Source organism: Halosegnis sp., from assembly GCF_042216475.1.
Classification (GTDB): Archaea; Halobacteriota; Halobacteria; order Halobacteriales; family Haloarculaceae; genus Halosegnis.
The window spans coordinates 19,336-39,188 of sequence record NZ_JBDGTV010000005.1 but is presented as its reverse complement, the minus strand read 5'-3'; the positions used below and the strand labels follow the sequence as shown (position 1 = coordinate 39,188).

The following is a 19,853-nucleotide window of genomic DNA, read 5'->3' as shown; positions in this document are numbered from 1 at the left end:
CAGTACCGTTTTACCGCCGCGTTCCCTACAGCCGGTGTGATACGGCTCTCCGACGAGGCCCGCCAGCTCATCGGCTTCTTCGAGACGGAGTCCGGGGCACGGGTACGCGACTGCGTCCGCGAGGACGATCGGGTCGTCTTCGTCGTCGCGCCCGGTGATATGGCCGATGCTATCGGCCCACAGGGCCGCACCGTCTCCCGGGTAGAAGAGCGGGTCGGCTCACGGGTCGAACTCGTCGAAGATGCCGACGACGCGGCGACGTTTGTGGCGAACGCGCTGCGGCCCGCCGCAGTGTACGATGTCTCCATTATCGAGGACGACGAGGATGACGAGCCCGACCGGGTCGCGTACGCCGAGGTGAACGCCGCCGATTTCGGGGCGGCTATCGGCACGAACGGCCGCAATATCCGGATGGCAGAGCGACTGGCTGCCCGTCACTTCGACGTGGATGCTATCGAACTGGTCCCCGAGCCGGACTCCGTCCGTAACGTGGTGGCCGAGGAGACGGGGGTGGAGCCGGTCGACGCGCTGTTCGACCCCGAGGACGGCCGAGTGGTGGTGCTCGCGCCGGCCGGCGCCCGCGGCGATGTCGAGACGGCAGCGGATGCGCTCCGGGGCAAACTTGGGTGGCCTGTCGCCGTCGTCGCGTACGCGAGTGAGTCGGCCGAGCTGGTAGCGAACGCGCTCGTGCCCGCGGATGTGACGAACGTCACCGTCAGCGACAGCGGCGTCGCCTATGTCGAGGTACCCGACGACCAGCGGGGCCTGGCCATCGGCTCGGGCGGTGCGCGTATCCGGCTCGCGCGGCGCCTGGCCGCCGAGTACTACGGGCTCGACGACGTGACGCTTGCCTGAGCCGGCTCACACCGGCGAAAAGGGATGCTTAAGTGGCTCCGTCGGGAACTATGCAGCACTATGGCGAACGGCAAGTACGCCGCGCGCAAGCTCAAGAAGGACCGCCAGAAGCACCGGTGGTCCGACTCTGATTATGCGCGGCGCGCTCGCGGGCTCGGCGAGAAGTCGGACCCGCTTGAGGGCGCCCCGCAGGGCCGCGGCATCGTACTGGAGAAGGTCGGTATCGAGGCAAAACAGCCCAACTCGGCGATCCGAAAGTGCGTCCGAGTCCAGCTCATCAAGAACGGCAAGCAGGTCACCGCGTTCTGTCCCGGCGATGGCGCCATCTCGTTCATCGACGAGCACGACGAGGTGACCATCGCGGGCATCGGCGGCGCGAAGGGCCGCGCGATGGGTGACCTCTCGGGGGTCAACTACAAGGTCGAGAAGGTCAACGGCGTCTCACTGATCGAACTCGTCCGCGGGAACGCGGAGAAACCCGTCCGATGAGCGCCGACGAAGACGCCCCGGAACCGGAGGCGCCGGCCGGGGGCGACGACACTGGTGACGTCTCTGCGCTACTGTTCGGCAAGTGGAGCGTCGACGGAATCGAGTACGACGACCCCTCGACCCAGCGATACATCACCGTTACACCCATCGCACACACGCAGGGGCGACATGCAGACAAGCAGTTCAAAAAGAGCCAGATCTCCATCGTCGAGCGACTCATCAACCGGCTGATGCAGACGGATGAGAACACCGGCAAGAAAGAGCAGGCGACCCGTATCGTGCGGGATGCCTTCGATATCGTCCACGAACGGACCGATGAGAACCCGGTGCAGGTGCTCGTCCACGCCGTCGAGAACGCCGGCCCGCGCGAGGAGACGGTCCGGCTCAAGTACGGCGGTATCTCTGTCCCCAAGGCCGTCGATGTCGCCCCTCAGCGGCGCGTCGACCAGGCGCTGAAGTTCCTCGCAGAGGGCGTCCAGGGCGCATCGTTCAAGACTGCCACGCCTGCCGCCGAGGCGCTCGCCGACCAACTGCTCGGCGCGGCCAACTACGACGTCCAGACGTACGCGGTCAACCAGAAGGAAGAGAAAGAGCGCGTCGCGGCTGCCGCCCGCTGATTCTCGCCGCGTCACACGTTCGCGTGTCGAGTCGAGTCGAGTCGGGTCGGCGCCACGTCGCGAGCCGACGACCACCCGTTTTGGGACCGGCACGGATACTGAAGTGCTCGCGGGCACGAGAGTCAGATATGGACGAGGCCGACCTGGTCGAGCGACTCGACCGCTTCGGCGGGAGTGAGGCAGAGCGGCGCGCGGTCGCGCGCTGCGCTCGCGATCTCGCCGACAGCGACGCCTTCCGCCGCGACGAGGGCTACGACCTCACCGTCGAGACGGTGCTGAACCATCTCGCGGACGCCCCCGACGGCGGCCCGGCCGACCGCTGGAACTGGTGGCTCGGCTCGCTGGAGGCCGCCCACGGCGACTACGCCCGGTTTCAGGTGCGCCGCTGGGAAGAGGCCTAAACTCGCCCACTACTGACTGGGTGCGGTGGGCGTTCGTGCTGTTACTCTCGTCTTGGGGAGGCCTGCGACTTTCGACCCAGGAGGCGGGCAACGCTACCATACTTGACGACGGCGGCCGAACACGACGATGTGAACCCTGATCTCTCTGGGCGCGTCGCGCTTGTGACCGGGAGTGCACACCGAGTCGGGCGCGAGGTGCTGCTCGGGCTGGCAGAGCAGGGCGCAGATGTCGCTGTCCACTACCACACCAGCGACGCTGCCGCCACAGCAACCGCAGAGGAGGCCCGCGAACACGGCGTCGCGGCGACGACCGTCGCGGCGGATGTCACCGACCCCGACGCAGTTGACGCGGCCTTCGACGCCGTCGAGGCCGAGCTCGGCACGGTTGACGTGCTTGTCAACTGTGTCGGGGACTTCGATGACCGACACTGGGAAGCCCTCTCGTTTGCCGACTGGCAGCGCGTCCTCGGGACGAACCTCTACGGAACGGTCAACTGCTCGCGACGCGCCCTCGAGCCGATGCGCGACCAGCAGTGGGGCCGCATCATCAACTTCGGCTTTGCCGACTGTGACCGCATCCACGCGCCGCCGTCGAACTTCCCGTATTTTGTCGCCAAGACGGGCGTGTTGATGTTCACGCGGATGCTTGCGTACGATACGAGCGACGACGGCATCACCGTTAACGCCGTCTCGCCGTTCGCCGTCGAGAACACGGTCTCGGACGTGCATGGCTACCCACGGGGTCGACCTGCGAGCTTCGAGGATGTTCTGGCCCCGATCCTGTTTTTCGCGAGCGACGCCGCGAGCTATCTCTCCGGCGAGAACGTCGCCATCGACGGTGGTCGGCTTCCCGAGGCCTGAGCTCCTCTCACGGTGAACGCTGTGGGCAGTTACCGTGGCGAACTATAACCGACGAGGCTTACCCGACCCCGACCGTACCTCGGCCATGCACGCCGAGTTCCTCGGCGGGGCCCGCGAGGTCGGCCGAAGTGCCCTGCTGATCGATGACGAACTCCTCATCGATTACGGTGCGAAGCCAACCGACCCCCCGGCGTGGCCGCTGGACTGTGCCCCGTCGGCGGTCGTCATCTCGCATGGCCATCTCGACCACGTCGGCGGCGTCCCTGCGCTGTTGTCGGGGCCGACGCCACCGCCGGTTCACTGGACGCCGCCGACCCACGACTTCGCCCGCCTGCTAGCCCGTGACACGCTGAAACTCCACGGCCACACCCCACAGTGTCCCTTTGCGGACAACGAGGTACGGCGACTCGGCGAGGTGTCCGTCGAGCACGGCTACCGGGAGCCGTTCACCGTCTGTGAGGGCCGCTACGAGGTGACCCTCTACGACGCCGGCCACATCCCCGGAAGCGCGCACGTGCTCGTGGACGACGGCGACACCCGCCTGCTGTACACGGGCGACTTCCACACCGACGACCAGCGCATCGTCGCAGGCTCGACTGCCCGCCCCCAGGCGGATGTCGTCGTCTGCGAGTCGACGTACTCGGATGTTCACCACGACCCTCGCGAACAGGTGGAACGACGGTTCGTCGAGGCACTGCGCGAGACCACTGTCCGGGGCGGGACGGCCGTCGTCCCTGCGTTCGCCATCGGGCGCACACAGGAGGTGCTACTCGTCTGCCGCGCTCACGACATCGATGTCTACGTCGACGGGATGGGTGTCGAGGTGCTCGACACGCTCGTCGAGTATCCGGCGTTCGTCCGCGACGCCGACGCCCTGCGAGGGGCCCGCTCGAACGCCCGGACGGTGACCGGCCGCGACGGCCAGCGACGCCGTATCGCCGCCGAGAATACCGTCATCGTCACCACGAGTGGGATGCTCACCGGCGGCCCGGCGATGACGTACGTCCCTGCGATAGCCGACGATCCGACCAATCTCGTCGCCTTCTCTGGCTACCAGGTCGAGGGAACACCCGGTCGGGACCTGCTCGAGACAGGCAGCGCCGAGCTCGATGGCCGGCGAACCCCTGTGGCTGCCCGGCGGTCGTTCTTCGATCTGTCGGCCCACGCCGACCGCGCGGGCCTTCGGTCGTTCCTCGACGCGTACGACGACGCGCGCGTACTCGTTACCCACGGCGACCGCTGTGAGGCGTTTGCAGCCGAACTCCGCGCCGACGGCCTCGACGCGACGGCCCCCGCCATCGGCACGGGTCTGGAGGTGTGACCTCCCTCGAGGGCACGGCCCGCGCCACTCGCCCCGCTTTGCCGGGCGAGACCGAAGCGCCGATACGCTCGGCCCACCCACCTCGGGTATGCTTCCCGGGCCAGGCGCCACGCTGCTGGTCGACCTCGACGGTACCGTCGCCGACCAGTTGCCCCGCGTCTGTGCGTATCTCGCGGCCGAGTACGGGCTCGAGGTCACCCCCGACCAGATTGACGCGTGGTCCTGGCCTGTCCCCGACCCAGCCCCGTATGCGCATATCGGCGAGGTTATCGACGAACTGATGCGCGAGCGACCGGAGTGGTTTCTCGGCTCGCTGGCCCCGATACCGGGAGCCGTCGAGGGACTGGCCGCGCTGTCGGCGGCTGGCTACGGGATACACATCGCCACCCACCGGCTCCCCACAACCCACGATGTCTCCGAGCGGTGGCTCGAGGCCAACGGAATCGTCTACGACCGGTTCCTCCGGGATGTCCCCGCCAACAAAGGAGCGCTCGACGGCGACGTCCTGCTCGACGACTACCATGGAAACATCGCGGACGCGCTCGCGGCCGGGAAGGCTGGCGTGCTCGTCCGCCAGCCATACTCGAATCCCGCGGCCTGCCAGCCAGCCCCAAGTGCCGAGAGCTGGGCGGAGATTCGCGACCTGTTTGGCGTCTGAGCGGAGTCAGGCTCATACGGCTGGATGTGGTAGCACGACTCATGGGCACTGATGGACAGACACGCCGAGACGAGGAACCGGACCTGACCGATGCGGAGGCCGCAGCGCTCCACGACCTCCGGCTCGGCGTCGAACACATCCACCGCGGATACGGCCACCTGCTCGCCTTCCACCACCAGGTCGGCCATGCGATGGATCGGTTCGCAGACGCCCGCGACCGGCTCCGGGCGGCAGGCCACGACGGCTTCGCTGACCGGCTGCGCGACGAGCTGTTGCCCGCGGGTGTGGTCGAGGACCGCTGGACCTACGAGCTGGTGGAGGCCTTCGAGACAGGCTTCCTCGCGGAGGTGGTCGGCTTCGAACAGACGGTCCGCGACCGGCTGGCTGACGGCGCCGACCACGTCACCGAGCGGGCACAACAGCAACGGTGGCGCCGCCGAGCCGAGCGATAGCTGCCGCTGTATTCGTGGCGAAGCACGGCGAGTGCCTCAGGACGTCTCCCCAGGTCGTTCAACCGCTCGGTCCCTATTCGTCGGCAGCCTCGACAGCGTCGGCTTCCTCCTCGAGGGCTGCCGCCAGCTCGCGCGCCTGGGCCGGCGAGAGGCGAAGTCGGTCGGCGTGGGCCTCTAACGTGTCGAGGGCTGTGTTGTCGAGTTCGAGCGCGAACTCGACGTGGTCGGGGTCGGTACGGGGAGACGTGACGTTCACCGTCGCGTACGCCTCCTCGTCGAAGCCGTGGCCCTCTGCCTCTGCGTCGACAAGATCGAGCGTCGTGTACGCGTTCACGCGCATGATGCGGTCGGCCATACGCGACCGAGGGCCGCTCGCGGCCTAAGCGTGACGGGCGCCGCCCCGCGATCAGTCGTCGGAGGTGAGCGGCTCGCCCTGCCTGTTCGTCGGCGCCGGTGACGCGCTCATATCGTCGTCGTCGGCGTACGGGTACCACGTCATCTTCGTGTTGTGCATGTATGGGTCCTCGTAGCTGGTCTCTGCCGGCTCCGCGAGCCCGGTCAGCTCGTCCTCTTCGTGGCGGGCGATGAACTCGCGGAAGCTCTCGTCGTCCGCACGCTCGGTCTCGTAGACGGCAAGCAGATTCTCGATGTAGCCGGGCACCTCGTCGGCGGGCACGCGCATCTCGACCCAGTCGGCAAACTGCGGGTGCTCGCCGAGCCCACCGCCCAGCCCGATGTCGAACGCCTCGACGGGCTCGCCGTCCTTGCGGGTCTTCATGCCGCGCAGCGAGATATCTGCGATCTGCGGCTGCGCACACGAGGCCGTACAGCCGGACAGGTGGATGTGGAAGTCGTCGACGCCGCTGGGTACCTCGACGTTCTCCTTGAGCCAGCGGGCGTACCGCACCTGCCGGTTCTTGGTCTCCACAATCGACAGCGAGCAGTACTCGGTGCCAGTACAGGCGATGGAGCCGCGCATGAACGGATGGGGATCCGGCGAGTACGTCTCCAGCAGCGGCTCCTCGAGGAATGCGTCGAGCCGGTCGGCGTCGATGTCCGTGACGATGAGGTTCTGTCGCTGCGTGATACGGACCTCGCCGGAGCCGTACTCGTCGGCGAGTTCGGCGAGTTCGCGGGCGTCGTCGGCGCCCATCCGGCCAACCAGCACGCTCAACCCGACATAGTAGTTGCCGTCGGGCTGCTCGTGGACACCAACGTGGTCGCCGTGGGTGCCGTCGCCGGCGTTGTACGTGTACTGGTCACGGAGGTCTTCGCCGGCCGAGCGGAGCTCGAAGTCGACGAACTCCTCCTGAAGCACACGCCGGAACCGCTCGGTCCCCCACTCGTCGATGAGGAACTTGATACGGGCGTTGAACCGGTCCTCGCGGTCACCGTACTCGCGGAACAGCGCCGAACAGCCGCCCGCGACGTCGTTCACCTCGTCGGGCGTACAGAACACGTCGATCGAGCGGGCGAACCGGGCCTCCTTGCGGGCGAGCCCGCCGCCGACGCGCACATTGAATCCCTTCACCTCCTCGCCGTCGATCTCCTTGACCGCCGGCTCGAACGCGAGGTCGTTGATATCGCCTTGGCCGCATCCCTCACTGCAGCCGGTGACAGACACCTTCCACTTGCGGGGCAGATTGGTGTGCTCCTCGTCGCCTTTGAACGTGTTGTGGAGGTCCTCCGCGACGGGCCACGCGTCGATGAACTCGTGTTTGTCCTTGCCGGCGACCGGACAGCCGACGATGTTGCGCCAGGAGTCGCCACACGCCTGCTGGGTCGACAGCCCGGCGGCCTCCAGCTGCTCCCAGATCTCTGGGATATCCTCGAGCTTGATCCAGTGGAGCTGGATCGACTGGCGGGTCGTCCAGTCACACACTGCGGCCCCGAACTCGGGATTGTCGACCGGGCCGCGCGCGTACTCGTCGGCGACATCGGCCACGACCTCCAGCTGGCCCGGCTCGAGGACACCGTTGGGCGTCCCGATGCGCATCATGAAGTAACTCTCCTGCCCCTTCCGCTGGTGGTACAGCCCCCACCATTTAAACCGCTCGAACCACGCGTCGTGTTCGTCCTCGGGGATGGCATCCCAGCCCTCCTCGGCGAACTCGAGGATGTGCTCGCGGACCTCGTTGCCGTAGGCCTCGCTCTTCCATCCCTCGACTTTGCTCGGCATATCTCTCTACATGTGCTCCAGTCGTATAGGTACCCCAACCGCGTCAAGCGTCCCCCCGACTCCTGCGTATCGGCATCAGTTGCCGCTATATGCGACGGGCCAGCTCACTCGGGGGTCGCGAGCCGGCGGCGCCGGCCCGGGATATGGACGCTGTCTGGGACGACAGCCCGGAATTCGCCCGTCTCGGGGTCCGCGCGGCCAAGCTCTAGCCAGTCGGTGACACCGTTCTCACCGCAGGCGATACACTGGCCGGCGACCCGCGCCTCCACGCGGCCCGCCGCGACACTCACCTCGACGAACCCCTCGGCGAGGAAGTCCGCCAGCTCACAGCCACAGAAATCGCTCCGCGCGAGCCGCCACAGGTCCGAGACGTTTACCTCCCGGCTATCGTTGACGCTCACCCACGCCCCGTCGTCGAGCTGGTGAATCGAGGTGACCACACCCGAGCAAGCCGGCCGAGCGACGTAAGCCCGACGCTCCCCGGTGTCGTCAACCGTGGTGACGGTCCTATGTGGTTAAACCGCCCGACAGCACTCGGACAGCCCCCGACGAGGCCGTCACGGGAACGGGCAAGCGCGGCCGGCATCCGGCAGCAAGGGTAGCGTTTACGCTGGGGGCCGTATTTATGAGGGTACGGCTCTTCCACGTAATCGATGAGTACCATAGCCAGCGCTGCGGCGCCGACAATCCCCGTCGAGGTGAGGCCATGAGCGACGAGGAGACGGAAGAGACGGCCGAGGAGAGCAGAGACGACCGGTACGCCGACGTGGACACGAGCCACCTCGACGACGTTGAGGACGGCTGTGGCTGCACGGAAATCTGGGAGCACACCAGCGAGCGGGAGGACGCTGTCGCCGAAGACGACTGACCCGGCGCCCTCGCGCACCGTTCACCCGACGACGGCGGCTTTTTGTCACCTGGCGGCGTACGTGTGACCGAATGCCATCCGGAGAGGATCGGCCCGAGCCTGACGCCGCTCAGCCGTCGGAGTCAGCCAGCCGCGAGTCACCCATCGGCGAGCCTGTCATCCGTCGGGATGTCGCCGGCGAGGACGCCGCCCGCTTCGACCCATCGAACGCAGCGAGTCTCGCGGAGGCGGCTGACGTCGTCCGCCGGTTCGCAGAGAATACCGCTGGCGGCACCGATAACGTCTATATGCTCCGAGGGGCGGCCGCGTGTGCCGCGCTCGTGCGCGGCGAGGGCTCGTACAAGGCAGCCGCCAAGCGGGCCGGCGGCGAGGCGTCTATCTCGTTCATCCGCAAGTGGGCCCGTGTCCACGACCTGCCGCGGTCGGTCCGCCGCTACGTCGCTCTCGGACGTATCCCGCCGACGGCCGCCAAACATATCGCACGTGTCGCCGGCGAGGCGCGATTCCTCTTGGCGTGGGCCGTGCTCGACCACGGGCTCACCGTTCGGGAGGTTCGGGCCGCCGCCTCACGGGTCAACGAGGGGACAAGCGTCGAGACGGCCCTCGCAGAGGTCGATGTCGAACTCGGCCGCCTCGAGGTGTCTCTGCCGACCGACACGTACCGCCGACTCAGACGACAGGCTGCTCTTCGGGACGACGACCCGGAGACGGTGATCACGGAGGCGCTGGCGGCGTATCTCGACGAGTGAGAACTGCATCGAAACTGTTTACCGGCGCATACCGCTACATAGAATCAGGGCCGATAGCTCAGCCTGGCAGAGCGTCCGGCTTTTAACCGGACGGTCGTGGGTTCAACTCCCACTCGGCCCGTCTCTCTCGCCGCCCGGCATGCGCCAAGCAGGCACACCTTTACGTCCTCCAGCTGTATCCCCGACTCACGGTTGCGTCGAGGCGGCTACTCACACTCCGTGAACAAGCCGCTCGCCACCCTCCAGTCCGTTGCGGAGCGCGGCGTGGAGCCGTGCCTCACCGGCCACCCAGTCGCCAACCACGTAGAGGCCGTGCTCGGCCGCCGAATCGACCGGGCCGGCGTCGACACCACTCTCCGGAAGCGCGTACCGCCACCCCTGGTGGTCGGTCCACGCCGGGTCGGCCAGGCGGTCGTCGCCGACGATCTCGGCGGCGTGGGCCGCAAGTGTCGCGACGTTCGTCGCAGGGTCGGCATCGTAGTTGGCGACGGACCACTCGTGGTTCGCCTGTGCGACCAGCACCGACTCCCCATCGGGGACGTGTCCCGACTTGCACTCCTCGCGGGACAACCAGCCAAGATCGTGAGCCTTGTCGACGTTGACGAGCCCGTAGTAGGGGCGGTCGAGCCGGAACGGATAGCCGAGCACGGCCGTCCAGATGCTCCGGTAGTCGACCGCCTCGGCGGCGGCCGCGAGTGTCGTCCGCGCCTCGGCGTCCCAGTCGGCCGCCCGGAGCAGATCGGCCGTCTGTGGCGCCGGCGGATTACAGACGAGCCGGTCGAACGGGCCGTACTCGGTGCCGTCGGTGTCGACCAGCGCCCAAGTGTCACCCGTTCGACGGATCGTCTCGACGCGCGTGCGCCTGTGAATCGTCGCGTCCGTGCCGGCGAACAGCCGCTTTGCGATCTGTGTGAGCCCCTGCCGGTAACTCCACTTGTGGTCGTCGGCGTCCCGGCCCTCGGAGACGGTCCCTGTCTCGTCGAACACGTAGACTGGCGCCGTTGCGTCGACCAGGCCCTCGTCGTCGAGCGTCTCCGTGAGCAGCTCCACCACCCGCTCGTCGTCGGACTTCACGTAGTTCGCCCCGTAGTCGTAGACGTAGCGGCCGTCTGCACGCCGGCGCGTCGCGGCTCGCCCGCAGACACCCCCCGACTTCTCCAGGACAGTCACGTCTGCCTCGGGAAGCGCACCGTCGATGACGTGCGTCGCCGCGGCGGCACCCGCACCCGCGCCGATTACTCCGATATCGGTCACACTCATGGTACGGGTGCCGGCCACATGAACCCGATTGCACCGGCGAGACAATATACGTCAACCGCCTCGGGGTCAAGCCCCGAGGCTTGTCAGTGGACTCCCGCTCTATCCGAGCAACTCGGAAGGCGTATAATCGCCGTTCGCGTTCAGTGTCCCTGACTTGAGGGCCAGTTGACTGGTGGCCCGTCCAGCACCAGACGTGAGCCAGTGCTGGACAAGCCGCCACCCGATATTCCGAGCGGCGTTGTAATCCGCGTGGAGTTCTTTTCCACACTTCAGGCACTCGAACTCGTCACCATCGCGGTTGTCCTCGTGGGTGAAGCCACACTCGCCGTGACTACACCGCTGACTCGTGTACGCCGGGGCCACGTCGTCCACGTCGATACCGTACTCTTCTGCCTTGTATTCGACGTGGCGTTGGAGTTCGCGGAACGCCCACTGCTGGAACTTCGAGGCGTTCGAGATGCGCTCGCGGATATGCGTCAGGTTCTCGAACGCAATCGCCGTACAGTCGTTCTCCACGGCCTCCTGAACGATGGCCTTCGAGACGCGGTGGAGGTAGTCCGCACTCCACCGAGCGAACCGTGACCCGATGCTTTTGATGGTGAGGTGTGCGGAGCGAGTGCCTGTCTGTTGGAGGTTGCCGCGCCGACGCTCATACTCGTCGCGGCGGTGGTTGAGGTAGTCTGCGTTTCCAAGGAATGCTCCCGTGCTGGTGACGGCGAGGTATCCGTCCACGTTCAAATCGACGCCGAGAACCACTCCGTTCCCGGTCGAATCGTCGCCAGAATCAGCATCTTCGACGTCTTTCTCGACTGCGACGTGGAGGTAGTACGTGCCGTCACGCTTGTGGATCGTGGCTTCCGTGCGTTCCCACTCTGGCGTCCAATACTCCGCAAACGGTGTCCCTGATTCGTCGTCGGGCGTGACGAACTCGGCTGTCACACGGTCGCCAACCGTGGCGAGGGTCACGTGGTCGTCGTTGTACGTGATAGTTCGACCATTGTACACGACGACACTGCCTCGAAACTCGGGTTTGCTGGCTTTCTTGCCGTCGTCGAGGATGCGGTCTTTGCAGTTGCCGAGTGCGTCTGCGGCGAGGTTGCGGGCGGATTGGACGAGACTTGCTTGCAGACTGGTTTGCTCCCGAACCGCTGTGTAGGTTTGTTCGTGGAGCGTGTTCTTCGTAACCTCGATCTGCGTGGGGTCGTCGTCCCATCCAGCGTCAGCGACGTGTTGGGCCGCTTGACGGAATTGCTCGAACGTCTCATCGAGAACGCTGTGAGCGTCCTCGGGAACGTTGAGCTTTAGCTGGATGTTGCGGACGACCTCCATACTTCATAAGTATTCTTAGAGATACTTGAAAGTATTTGTCCGAGCGTGGTGGAGTCGGTCTTGCCATCGTGCGTGGTTTGTGTCATCGGTTGTCGGCTTCCTCCCCGAGCTCAAGGGTCGGGGTATCCGCCTCGCAAACTCTATGAACATTTATGATGGATTGGTGCCTCGGGGTGGGTATGGTACCGCCGGTCCACCGCCTGTAATCCCGTCGTACCGCGCTCGACTACCACCTACCCACACCGATGATGACACAATCGACACCCACCGCAGGCACCGACACGATTCGCACCGACGACACTGACCGACGGCGGATTCCGCTCCAGCCGCGCCACGGCCCACAGCCGACGCGGCGCTGACGGCCCGCTGGCTCGACAGGTGTGCCGCCAGCTCAGTCGTCAGCGCTGGCGGCCGGCTGGTAGGGCGCCTCCCGGACGGCCGCGGCCAGCCGGTCGACATCTTCCTGGCTGGGGCCGGCGGCCATCTCTGCGTACAGCGCCTCCACCTCTTCGCGGCTCATCTTCACGGTATCGACGTGAGTAACGGCCTCGCGGGCGCGATCGTCGAGTTCGCGGATGGTCGCCAGCGCCAGCAAGTACGGCATCGCCATCCCAGGAAGGATTCCCACCTCCTCCTCGGGAAGCGTGCGCAGATACCGGCGAGCGCCGTCAGCGTAGCCGGCCGCGCGGTCGACCACCCGGCGGACGACGCTGGCGACGCCCTCGACGGCGCTGGGGTCGTCGACCGCCTCGTGGTCGAGTCCCTCCTCGGCGAGCCAGTCGCCCGGCAGGTAGACGTTGTTCTCTGTCTGGTAGTCGTCGCGGACGTCCTTCGCGATGTTGACCAACTGGAGCAGCAGCGCAAACTGACGCGCGTCCTCGGGGTCGGTCTCTTCGGCCCCGTAGACCCGAAACAGGTTCGACAGCAGCTTCCCGACGGTGCCGGCGACGTACCAGCAGTACTCCTCCAGCTCTTCGACTGTCCGGAGTCGGAGCCCGCCGCTGTCGGCGTGTTCGCGGAGGAAGTCGGCCATCCCGGTCGCCATCTCGCGGACGACCGCCCGCATCGCGTCCTGTACCGTCGGATCGAACGAGGCGAACACGCGGAACACCCGCTCCGTATCCGCGACGACGGCCCAGTCGGCACCACCGTCCTCGGGCTGGTACGGCTCGACGGCCGCGAGAAAGTCCGCCACGGTCGTCTCCGAATCGGGCGCGAGCACGTCGTCGTATAGCTCGAGGATGCGAGCGCGCTCGCGGGGCGGTATCGATGGGTCGTCCTCGACGGTATCGGCGATGCGACACAGCAGATAGCCGGTGCAGACCCATGCGTCGACGGGCGGCTCCAACAGCTCGATGGTTAGCGTGAACGTCCGCGAGACGGAATGGACCGCCTCGAACGTCCACGCCCGGTCGGCGTCGGAGGCGGCGACGGCCCCCGCTAACGACGGATGCTCACCGGGCGCGTCACTCATTATCCGGTATCACCGGGCGCTGGTACAAAAGCCCCGTGGCAGTGTGGCCGGCGGGCGAAACGCTCCTATCGGCGCGGCCCCTCGTATGGCTGTGAGCCGGTACGCCGCAACTGTCTTCGATCTCGACGGGACACTCTGTCAACACGACCAGGACGTCGAGGCGGTCTTCTACGACGCTTTCCGGGCTATCGACTGCGAGCCAGTCGGCACGCCGGCGGACCTGTGGGCCACGATGGAGCCCATCACCGACTACGACACCGAGGCTGCCCAGCTCGCGGATGCGATCACCCGGCTTGCAGCCGCGCGCGATCGCACGCTCGACGCCCAGGCATGGACCGACGCCTTCCGGGCTCGGCTCGACTGGACGGCCGTCTCGCTGTTACCTGGCGCGGAGACGGCACTGGCAGCCGCCCGCGCGAACGGCCCCGTCGGGCTACTCACCAACGGACCGGAGGAGCGCCAGTCGACGAAGCTGGCCGCACTCGGCCTGCTCGAGGCGTTCGATACCGTCGTCTACGCCGGCGACATGGACCGGCGCAAGCCCGCGCCCGCCCCGTTCGAGCGCGTGCTCGCGGCGCTCGGAACGCCTGCTGCCCAGACGCTGTACGTCGGCAACTCGCTCGAGCACGACGTGGCCGGCGCGACCCGGGCCGGGCTCCCGGTCGCGTGGCTCGGCGACGGCTCCCCCGGCGAGCATGCGCCGACTCACACGCTCGGCCGTGTGGACGACCTGGCAGCCGTCTTCTGATGAGCGAGGCGAGTGCTTCGGGTCGTCTCCCGGCGCGGCCCGCGGGCGAACCGCCGGCTCCTTGTCGCGGCCACCTGTAGGGACCGTATGGCTGACGCGGCGACGGTCAGGCGCGTGCTCGCCCGGGCGTGTCCCGACCGGACGCCCAACCGGATCGAACCCGCACGCCGCGGCAACACGAAACGAACCTATCTCGTCGAGGATGGCGCCGGCGGAGTCGTCGTCCAGCTATCGGAGCGTCCCGAACCGCTTCGGGTCGAGGCAGCGCTGGCCCGGGCGGTCCGACAGCGGACCTCTGTCCCCGTCCCGGGCGTGCTGGCCGTCGGTACCCTCGACAGCTTCGGCTATCTTGTTGTCGAGCGAGCGCCGGGGACGGACCTCCACGAGCGGTTCACGGGGCTGGCTGCCGCTGAGCAGCGCGCGGTCGCCCGGGCGTTCGGTGGCTGGCTGGCGGCCTGTCACGAGACGTTCGACTTCGCCGGCCACGGCCGGTTGTCGTTGGCAGACGGGCAGCTCGTCGCCCCCGACACCGACGTGTCGGCGTGGTACGAGTCGTATCTGCGGGACGGGCTCGATGCGCTGCCGACGCCACTTGCAGCCCTCCGAGAGCCGATTGCAGCCGCGGCGTCGCCGCCGGCGACCGCGACGGCGGTGCTGTTCCCGTGGGACCTCCGCCCGGGCAACGCACTGTACGAGAACGGCGTGACGGCGGTACTCGATTGGGGAGAGCCGCTGGCCGCGCCTGCGGCGCTGTCGGCCGCGAAGACGGAATATCTCGTCTGTGACTGGTACGTCGAGGAGCCAGCCCCGCTGCGGGCGGCGTTCCGCGCGGGCTACCGCGACGTGCGGCCGTGGCCCGACCCCTCGCGGACAGACCGGCTGGTCGCCGTCGTGCGGTCGGCCGTCGACGCTGACGGGGTAGTGACGCGGCCGGGCTACCCAGAGCAGACCGGCGAGACAGCCGTCGCGTTCCATTGCGAACGACTGCGGTCGCTGCTCGATATGTAGCGAGCGGCTGCTCGCCCGTTCAGGCGTGGACAGATGTCACCTACTTGTGAGACGGAGGCCCCACCCGCAACGAGCGAGGCTCTCAGACCGAGCGAAGGAGGGTGGGGTCGTCGATCCGACCCGCGGTGTTTAACAGGCCGCGCCCGTCCGGCCCTGTATGGCAGGCTCGGAGCTCGCGGCGCGCGTCCGAGAGATACTTGAGACGGACGCAGAGGCGTTCGCCGACCGCGTCGAGCGCGAGGTAGCGGAGCTCAAACAGGAGCTCTCGGCGGGAACCTTCGACAATCCGCAGGGGGTAGTCGGCTTGGAGTACGAGTTCTATGCTGTCGACGCCGAGACGGACGCTCTGGCGCGGGTTCCACGCCGGCTGTTGGAGTACGTCGGCTTCGAGAAGGAACTTGGGCTCCACAACGCCGAGATGCAGACATCGCCCCAGCCGCTGTCGGGCTACGGCCTCCGGGCGCAGGAGGCGGAGGTCCAGGCGCGGCTGGCGGCCGCCCAAAAGGTGGCCGTCGCCGAGGGGCTACGGCTCGTCTCCGATGCGATGTGGGCCCGCCCGCCGGTCGGCGAGACAGCTGGGTCGTATCTCGCCGACAGTATCGAAGAAAACGGCGTCCGGCTGGCAACGAATATGAGCAGCACCGTCCGCTATCAAGCGATGGCCAACACCGAGTTCAGTGCCGACATGGCGCTGGACGCCCCGGGTGTCGAACTCGATGCCGACACGGTGATGCCAGAGAGTCTCATCACCTCCATCCAGCCCCACTACCAGGTGCCGCAGGCCGACGACCTCCCGACGTACTTCCGGTACGCGCTGCGGGTCGCCGGGCCGCTGCTCGCGCTCGGGGTCAACTCGCCGCTGTTCCCCCCGGACCTCTACGTCGATGATCCGGCGACGGTCCTGGCCGACTCGCCTGCGGAGTCGCGCATCTACGTGTTCGAGTCGGTGCTCAACCCGGAGGGCGACCCAAAGGTGCGGTTCCCTCGCGACTTTACAGACGTCGAGGAGGCGGTCGACCGGGTCGCCGCCGATACCACCGTCGTTCCCGAACTACAGGAGGAGCCCACGGGCCGGTTCGACGACCGCTTCACCCACTACCGCCACAAGCACGGCTCCTACTGGCGGTGGGTGCGGCCGGTCATCGAGGGGGCCTCGCGCAACAGTGCGAACGCCCGCATCGAGTTCCGCCCAATCGGCGGCCAGCCAACCGTCCGCGATTCCGTCGCCTTCCTCGCGGCGTTCGCGGGGTTGATGGAGTCGCTCCCCCGGCTCGAACACCCTGTCTGCAGCCAGTCGTGGGAGACGGCCGAGGAGAACTTCTACGCGGCCGCTAACGACGGCCTCGAGGCGGAACTGCGGTGGATCACCGCCGATGGCGACGAAACCACCGACCACGACGTACTCTACTCGGAACTGCTGGAGTACGCCCGCGATGGTCTCGAGGGACGTGGCGTCACCCCCGAAGACGCCAACCGCTATCTCCGGCCGCTCCGCGAGCGCATCGACCGCGGCATCACGCCCGCCTCCTGGAAGCGCGAGCGGGTGCGCGACCGCTACGAGGCGGGCGCCTCCTTCGAAGAGGCCGTCTGGGGGATGCAGACGGAGTACATCGCCGCGCAGTCGGACACCCTCATCGAGGGATGTTTCGCCGACTGGCTGACCGACGGGTAGCGACGGTCGGGCGCATTCGGGCCGGGCGTCCAGACAATCGCCCCGCCTGCGGTCGTGGCTCCCAGTGGGTTACGCTCGGGAGGGTGTTATCGACATCGAGGTGGAGGGCCCACGCTCGCCGAGCGAGCGGGGCGGTTGCCCCCGAGCGAACTCGGGGAGGATAGTTATCTCTCCACCGGGGACTCCGACCGCTTCAAGCGGTGGGTGAAGGTCACTCGTAGGTGAGACTCATCCCGCCCTCGTGGGTCATGTCGCCGCCGTTGAGGTGGCTCGCGTGCTCAGAGAAGCCCTGCACGAACAGGTTCCCAACCTCGTACGGCTCCATCATCTCCTTCACGCGAGTGTGTCCGAGCATCACCTGCTGGACCGTCTCGTCGACGGTAAGCCCGCGCGAGTCGGCCGAGTCCGGGAGTTGCTTGGCGACCAACTCCGTCTTCACATAGCCCGTCGAGACGGAGAAGCCGCGAATCGAGCCGCCGCCCTCTGCCGCGATGGACTGTGTCAGCCCGCGGAGCCCGAACTTCACCGTATTGTACGCCACCTTCTCCTTGGTGACGATGTGGCCGTGGACCGAGCACATGTTGCCGACGACGCCCGCGCCGGCGGCCTCGAAGTGAGGCCAGGCGGCCTTCGTCAACAGCAGCGGCGCCCGCTGCATCACATCGTGCATCAGGTCGTACTTTTCCGTGGGGAACTCCGCGATGGGGGCGATGGTCTGGAGGCCGGCGATATTCGCGAGATAGCGCACCTCGCCCAGGTCGGCGGCCGTCTCCACGGCCGCCTCGATGTCTGCCTCCGACCGCAGGTCGGCGGTGACCGGCTCAATGCTGCCCGGCAGGTCCAGCTCGGCCGCCCGGTCCTGCACCGCTTCGAGTCCCGCCTCGTCGACGTCGACGCCGGCTACCGTGAGCCCGTTGCCGGCAAGACACAGTGCCGTCGCCCGCCCAATCCCGCTGGCTGCACCCGTCACGATAGCGACGTTGTCGGGCGTGTAGCCCGGGTCGTCAAGCGTGAGGATGTCTTTCCGGGTGATCTTGCTCGGGCCATACTTCGCCAACGCCTCCTCGACGGTCATGTCTGCCATACTCTCCCGTACGACCGGGGAGGCGTATAGCACCGGCGAAACGTGTCAGCGCCCCACCATCGCGCAGGCAGCGTGTCGGTGGAGGCACAATCGAGCGCCAGCCCGGCGTTGGCGACGAGAATTTAGGCCTGCCGAAAAATCGACGGGTTTAGGTAGACCAAAACGAGAGGCGGGGTGTATGCGACGACGCGACTTCATCACAGGCACGGCAGCGGCAGGGGCAGCGCTGCTGGCCGGCTGCAACGAGGGCACAGAGACGGCAACCGAGACAGCCACGAACACGAGGACGGCCACCGAAGACACTAGCTATACGGTCGAGATGGCGCCCGTCGGCGAGGTGACCGTCGAATCGGTGCCGGAGTCGGTCGCCCAGTACTTCCCTGACTACGCGGACATGGCTGTCGCGCTCGGGCACGGCGACACGACCAACAGTGTCGGCCTCCCGTCGCGATACCACACGGACCACTACGACGAACTCGACGGCGTAAGCGTCGACAAATCATCGATGACGGCCCTGGTCGGTGACAACGGCATCGACCGCGAGGTCTTCCTCGAGCTGGACAGCGACCTCCACATGATCGACCCACGGTGGCTCACCAACAACGCGTTTTTCGGGCTCGACGAGTCGGACGTCCAGCAGATTACCGACTCAGTAGCACCGTTCACCGGCAACACCATCTTCCGGCGGACTGATACGTGGCACGACTACCGCTACTACACCATGTACGGCGCCCTCGAGAAGGTGGCGCAGGTGTTCCAGGAGACCGAGCGGTACGAGGCGCTGAAGTCGTTCCACGACGAGTACATCACTCGGATTCAGACGGACCTGCCACCGGCCGACAGCCGGCCGAACGCGCTGCTGTGTTTCGCCGCCGGCAACGAGCCGGAGTCGTTCTTCCCCTACCGGCTCACCGACAAGGGAATCAACAAAAAACAGTTCCGCGACCTCGGCATCACGGACGCCCTCGCGGGCACCGGGATTTCCGGGCTCTCCACCACCGAGCGTGGACAGATCGACTACGAGACGATGCTCGAGGTCGACCCTGACTCCATCCTGCTGCGCGGCCACGAGACGCAGACGCGCGCAGAATTCGAGAACACCGTCCTCTCGTTCATGAAGGACCACGACACAGCCAGCCGGCTCACCGCCGTCCAGAACGACCAGGTGTTCCGCGGGGGCCCTATCTACTCCGGCCCGCTCCATCACCTGTTCCTCGTCGAACGGTACGCGACCGCGTACTTCCCGGACACCTACTCCGGAGAGCTGTTCGACCGCGACGAGCTCGCCGGCATCGTCACGGGATATGTTTAGGCCGGCCAAAAACCGAAACGCCTTCGTATTTTTAGGCACGCCTAAAGACATGCGCGAACCGGCCGAGCGCGCGACCGACCGACTGCGAGGTGGTGCCCGATGAGCGACCCGACGACCGCCGACACAGGCGGCGGCATGCGCGCTCGGCGGTGGGCCATCGCCGCCTGCTACCGCCGGTCCGAGGCGTACGATGTCCCGACACTCCCGGCGTGGACGGTCCACCGCGAAGACGGCCGGCTCGCTCTCGGCGACGAGGGGCGCGTCTTCATCAGCGCCGGCAACCCGGTCGAGGTTTGGCGGTGACACGTTGCGAGCGGAAGCCCACCCCTTCAGGGGTGGGTGTGAGCGACAGCACGGTGCACCAAACCACCGCACTACACTCGACTGCAATCCCTACATTTTACTCGCTGAACGTAGTAGAATGTAGGAAGGCAAGTCGGGGAAACGTGGTGTTGGATGGGTGTCACCGTCATCAAAAAGCGAGCCCGCCCCGCGACTTGTTCACCATCATACCGG

At 67.0% G+C, this 19,853-nt stretch carries 21 protein-coding genes, 1 tRNA gene and 1 pseudogene; 16 read left to right on the top strand and 7 right to left on the bottom strand.

The features are described 5' to 3' along the window. Positions 1 to 36 precede the first annotated feature (36 nt). The 8 genes and pseudogenes from ABEJ63_RS02485 to ABEJ63_RS02450 all read left to right on the top strand — a co-directional run. A pseudogene (locus ABEJ63_RS02485) lies at positions 37 to 462 on the top strand (NusA-like transcription termination signal-binding factor); the annotation flags it as partial. A gap of 453 nt (positions 463 to 915) precedes the next feature. Then, a complete protein-coding gene (locus ABEJ63_RS02480; protein ID WP_375794765.1) occupies positions 916 to 1,344 on the top strand; it encodes a 30S ribosomal protein S12 in 429 nt (142 codons plus the stop codon). Then, on the top strand, positions 1,341 to 1,961 hold the full coding sequence (locus ABEJ63_RS02475; protein ID WP_375794764.1) for a 30S ribosomal protein S7: 621 nt from the start codon (positions 1,341 to 1,343) through the stop codon (positions 1,959 to 1,961). The genes ABEJ63_RS02480 and ABEJ63_RS02475 overlap by 4 nt, the downstream gene beginning before the upstream one ends. Before the next feature lie 128 nt (positions 1,962 to 2,089). Continuing rightward, positions 2,090 to 2,362 (top strand): hypothetical protein, encoded by a 273-nt coding sequence (locus tag ABEJ63_RS02470; protein ID WP_375794763.1) that lies wholly within the window; start codon positions 2,090 to 2,092, stop codon positions 2,360 to 2,362. Between the two features lie 129 nt (positions 2,363 to 2,491). Then, on the top strand, positions 2,492 to 3,223 hold the full coding sequence (locus ABEJ63_RS02465; RefSeq protein ID WP_375794762.1) for an SDR family NAD(P)-dependent oxidoreductase: 732 nt from the start codon (positions 2,492 to 2,494) through the stop codon (positions 3,221 to 3,223). Positions 3,224 to 3,308: 85 nt separating this feature from the next. Next, positions 3,309 to 4,544: an MBL fold metallo-hydrolase gene (locus ABEJ63_RS02460; RefSeq protein ID WP_375794761.1), complete on the top strand. Its 1,236-nt coding sequence runs from the start codon at positions 3,309 to 3,311 to the stop codon at positions 4,542 to 4,544. A gap of 88 nt (positions 4,545 to 4,632) precedes the next feature. Further along, complete coding sequence (locus ABEJ63_RS02455) at positions 4,633 to 5,202, top strand: 5' nucleotidase, NT5C type (protein ID WP_375794760.1); 570 nt, start codon at positions 4,633 to 4,635, stop codon at positions 5,200 to 5,202. A 41-nt stretch (positions 5,203 to 5,243) separates the two neighbouring features. Continuing rightward, positions 5,244 to 5,654, top strand: coding sequence for a hypothetical protein (locus ABEJ63_RS02450; protein WP_375794759.1), 411 nt, complete (start codon positions 5,244 to 5,246; stop codon positions 5,652 to 5,654). A gap of 73 nt (positions 5,655 to 5,727) precedes the next feature. Here the strand turns inward: ABEJ63_RS02450 and ABEJ63_RS02445 are convergent, their stop codons facing one another. From ABEJ63_RS02445 to ABEJ63_RS02435, 3 genes are all read right to left on the bottom strand, one after another. Continuing rightward, the gene (locus ABEJ63_RS02445) at positions 5,728 to 6,009 is read right to left on the bottom strand and encodes a DUF6360 family protein (protein WP_375794758.1); all 282 of its coding nucleotides are present in this window, start codon (positions 6,007 to 6,009) and stop codon (positions 5,728 to 5,730) included. 51 nt (positions 6,010 to 6,060) lie between these two features. Next, positions 6,061 to 7,833 (bottom strand): nitrite/sulfite reductase, encoded by a 1,773-nt coding sequence (locus tag ABEJ63_RS02440; RefSeq protein ID WP_375794757.1) that lies wholly within the window; start codon positions 7,831 to 7,833, stop codon positions 6,061 to 6,063. Positions 7,834 to 7,937: 104 nt separating this feature from the next. Then, on the bottom strand, positions 7,938 to 8,273 hold the full coding sequence (locus tag ABEJ63_RS02435) for a hypothetical protein (RefSeq protein WP_375794756.1): 336 nt from the start codon (positions 8,271 to 8,273) through the stop codon (positions 7,938 to 7,940). 266 nt (positions 8,274 to 8,539) lie between these two features. Here ABEJ63_RS02435 and ABEJ63_RS02430 point away from each other — a divergent pair, with 266 nt between their 5' ends. The 3 genes from ABEJ63_RS02430 (at position 8,540) to ABEJ63_RS02420 (ending at position 9,571) form a co-directional block, all read left to right on the top strand. After that, positions 8,540 to 8,701 (top strand): hypothetical protein, encoded by a 162-nt coding sequence (locus ABEJ63_RS02430; RefSeq protein WP_375794755.1) that lies wholly within the window; start codon positions 8,540 to 8,542, stop codon positions 8,699 to 8,701. 71 nt (positions 8,702 to 8,772) lie between these two features. Then, complete coding sequence (locus tag ABEJ63_RS02425; protein ID WP_375794754.1) at positions 8,773 to 9,450, top strand: hypothetical protein; 678 nt, start codon at positions 8,773 to 8,775, stop codon at positions 9,448 to 9,450. Positions 9,451 to 9,497: 47 nt separating this feature from the next. Further along, positions 9,498 to 9,571, top strand: a tRNA-Lys gene (locus tag ABEJ63_RS02420). Between the two features lie 89 nt (positions 9,572 to 9,660). Here the strand turns inward: ABEJ63_RS02420 and ABEJ63_RS02415 are convergent. From ABEJ63_RS02415 to ABEJ63_RS02405, 3 genes are all read right to left on the bottom strand, one after another. Beyond that, on the bottom strand, positions 9,661 to 10,704 hold the full coding sequence (locus tag ABEJ63_RS02415; RefSeq protein WP_375794753.1) for an NAD(P)/FAD-dependent oxidoreductase: 1,044 nt from the start codon (positions 10,702 to 10,704) through the stop codon (positions 9,661 to 9,663). A gap of 105 nt (positions 10,705 to 10,809) precedes the next feature. Next, complete coding sequence (locus tag ABEJ63_RS02410) at positions 10,810 to 12,039, bottom strand: RNA-guided endonuclease InsQ/TnpB family protein (protein ID WP_375794752.1); 1,230 nt, start codon at positions 12,037 to 12,039, stop codon at positions 10,810 to 10,812. A gap of 391 nt (positions 12,040 to 12,430) precedes the next feature. Further along, the gene (locus tag ABEJ63_RS02405) at positions 12,431 to 13,513 is read right to left on the bottom strand and encodes a squalene/phytoene synthase family protein (protein WP_375794751.1); all 1,083 of its coding nucleotides are present in this window, start codon (positions 13,511 to 13,513) and stop codon (positions 12,431 to 12,433) included. Between the two features lie 85 nt (positions 13,514 to 13,598). Here ABEJ63_RS02405 and ABEJ63_RS02400 point away from each other — a divergent pair, with 85 nt between their 5' ends. The 3 genes from ABEJ63_RS02400 (at position 13,599) to ABEJ63_RS02390 (ending at position 16,941) form a co-directional block, all read left to right on the top strand. Beyond that, a complete protein-coding gene (locus ABEJ63_RS02400) occupies positions 13,599 to 14,261 on the top strand; it encodes an HAD family hydrolase (RefSeq protein WP_375794750.1) in 663 nt (220 codons plus the stop codon). A gap of 87 nt (positions 14,262 to 14,348) precedes the next feature. Further along, positions 14,349 to 15,269, top strand: a complete 921-nt coding sequence (locus ABEJ63_RS02395) for a phosphotransferase family protein (RefSeq protein ID WP_375794749.1) — start codon at positions 14,349 to 14,351, stop codon at positions 15,267 to 15,269. 157 nt (positions 15,270 to 15,426) lie between these two features. After that, positions 15,427 to 16,941 (top strand): hypothetical protein, encoded by a 1,515-nt coding sequence (locus ABEJ63_RS02390; protein ID WP_375794748.1) that lies wholly within the window; start codon positions 15,427 to 15,429, stop codon positions 16,939 to 16,941. 211 nt (positions 16,942 to 17,152) lie between these two features. On the opposite strand, the gene ABEJ63_RS02385 is transcribed toward ABEJ63_RS02390, so the two are convergent. Further along, positions 17,153 to 18,025 carry an SDR family NAD(P)-dependent oxidoreductase gene (locus tag ABEJ63_RS02385; protein ID WP_375794747.1) on the bottom strand — a complete coding sequence of 291 codons (873 nt, stop codon included), beginning with the start codon at positions 18,023 to 18,025 and terminating at the stop codon, positions 17,153 to 17,155. A gap of 178 nt (positions 18,026 to 18,203) precedes the next feature. On the opposite strand from ABEJ63_RS02385, the gene ABEJ63_RS02380 reads away from it, so the two are divergent. Both ABEJ63_RS02380 and ABEJ63_RS02375 read left to right on the top strand, forming a co-directional pair. Beyond that, positions 18,204 to 19,337 carry an ABC transporter substrate-binding protein gene (locus ABEJ63_RS02380; RefSeq protein WP_375794746.1) on the top strand — a complete coding sequence of 378 codons (1,134 nt, stop codon included), beginning with the start codon at positions 18,204 to 18,206 and terminating at the stop codon, positions 19,335 to 19,337. A gap of 99 nt (positions 19,338 to 19,436) precedes the next feature. Continuing rightward, positions 19,437 to 19,640 carry a hypothetical protein gene (locus tag ABEJ63_RS02375; protein ID WP_375794745.1) on the top strand — a complete coding sequence of 68 codons (204 nt, stop codon included), beginning with the start codon at positions 19,437 to 19,439 and terminating at the stop codon, positions 19,638 to 19,640. The last annotated feature ends 213 nt before the right edge of the window (positions 19,641 to 19,853 follow it).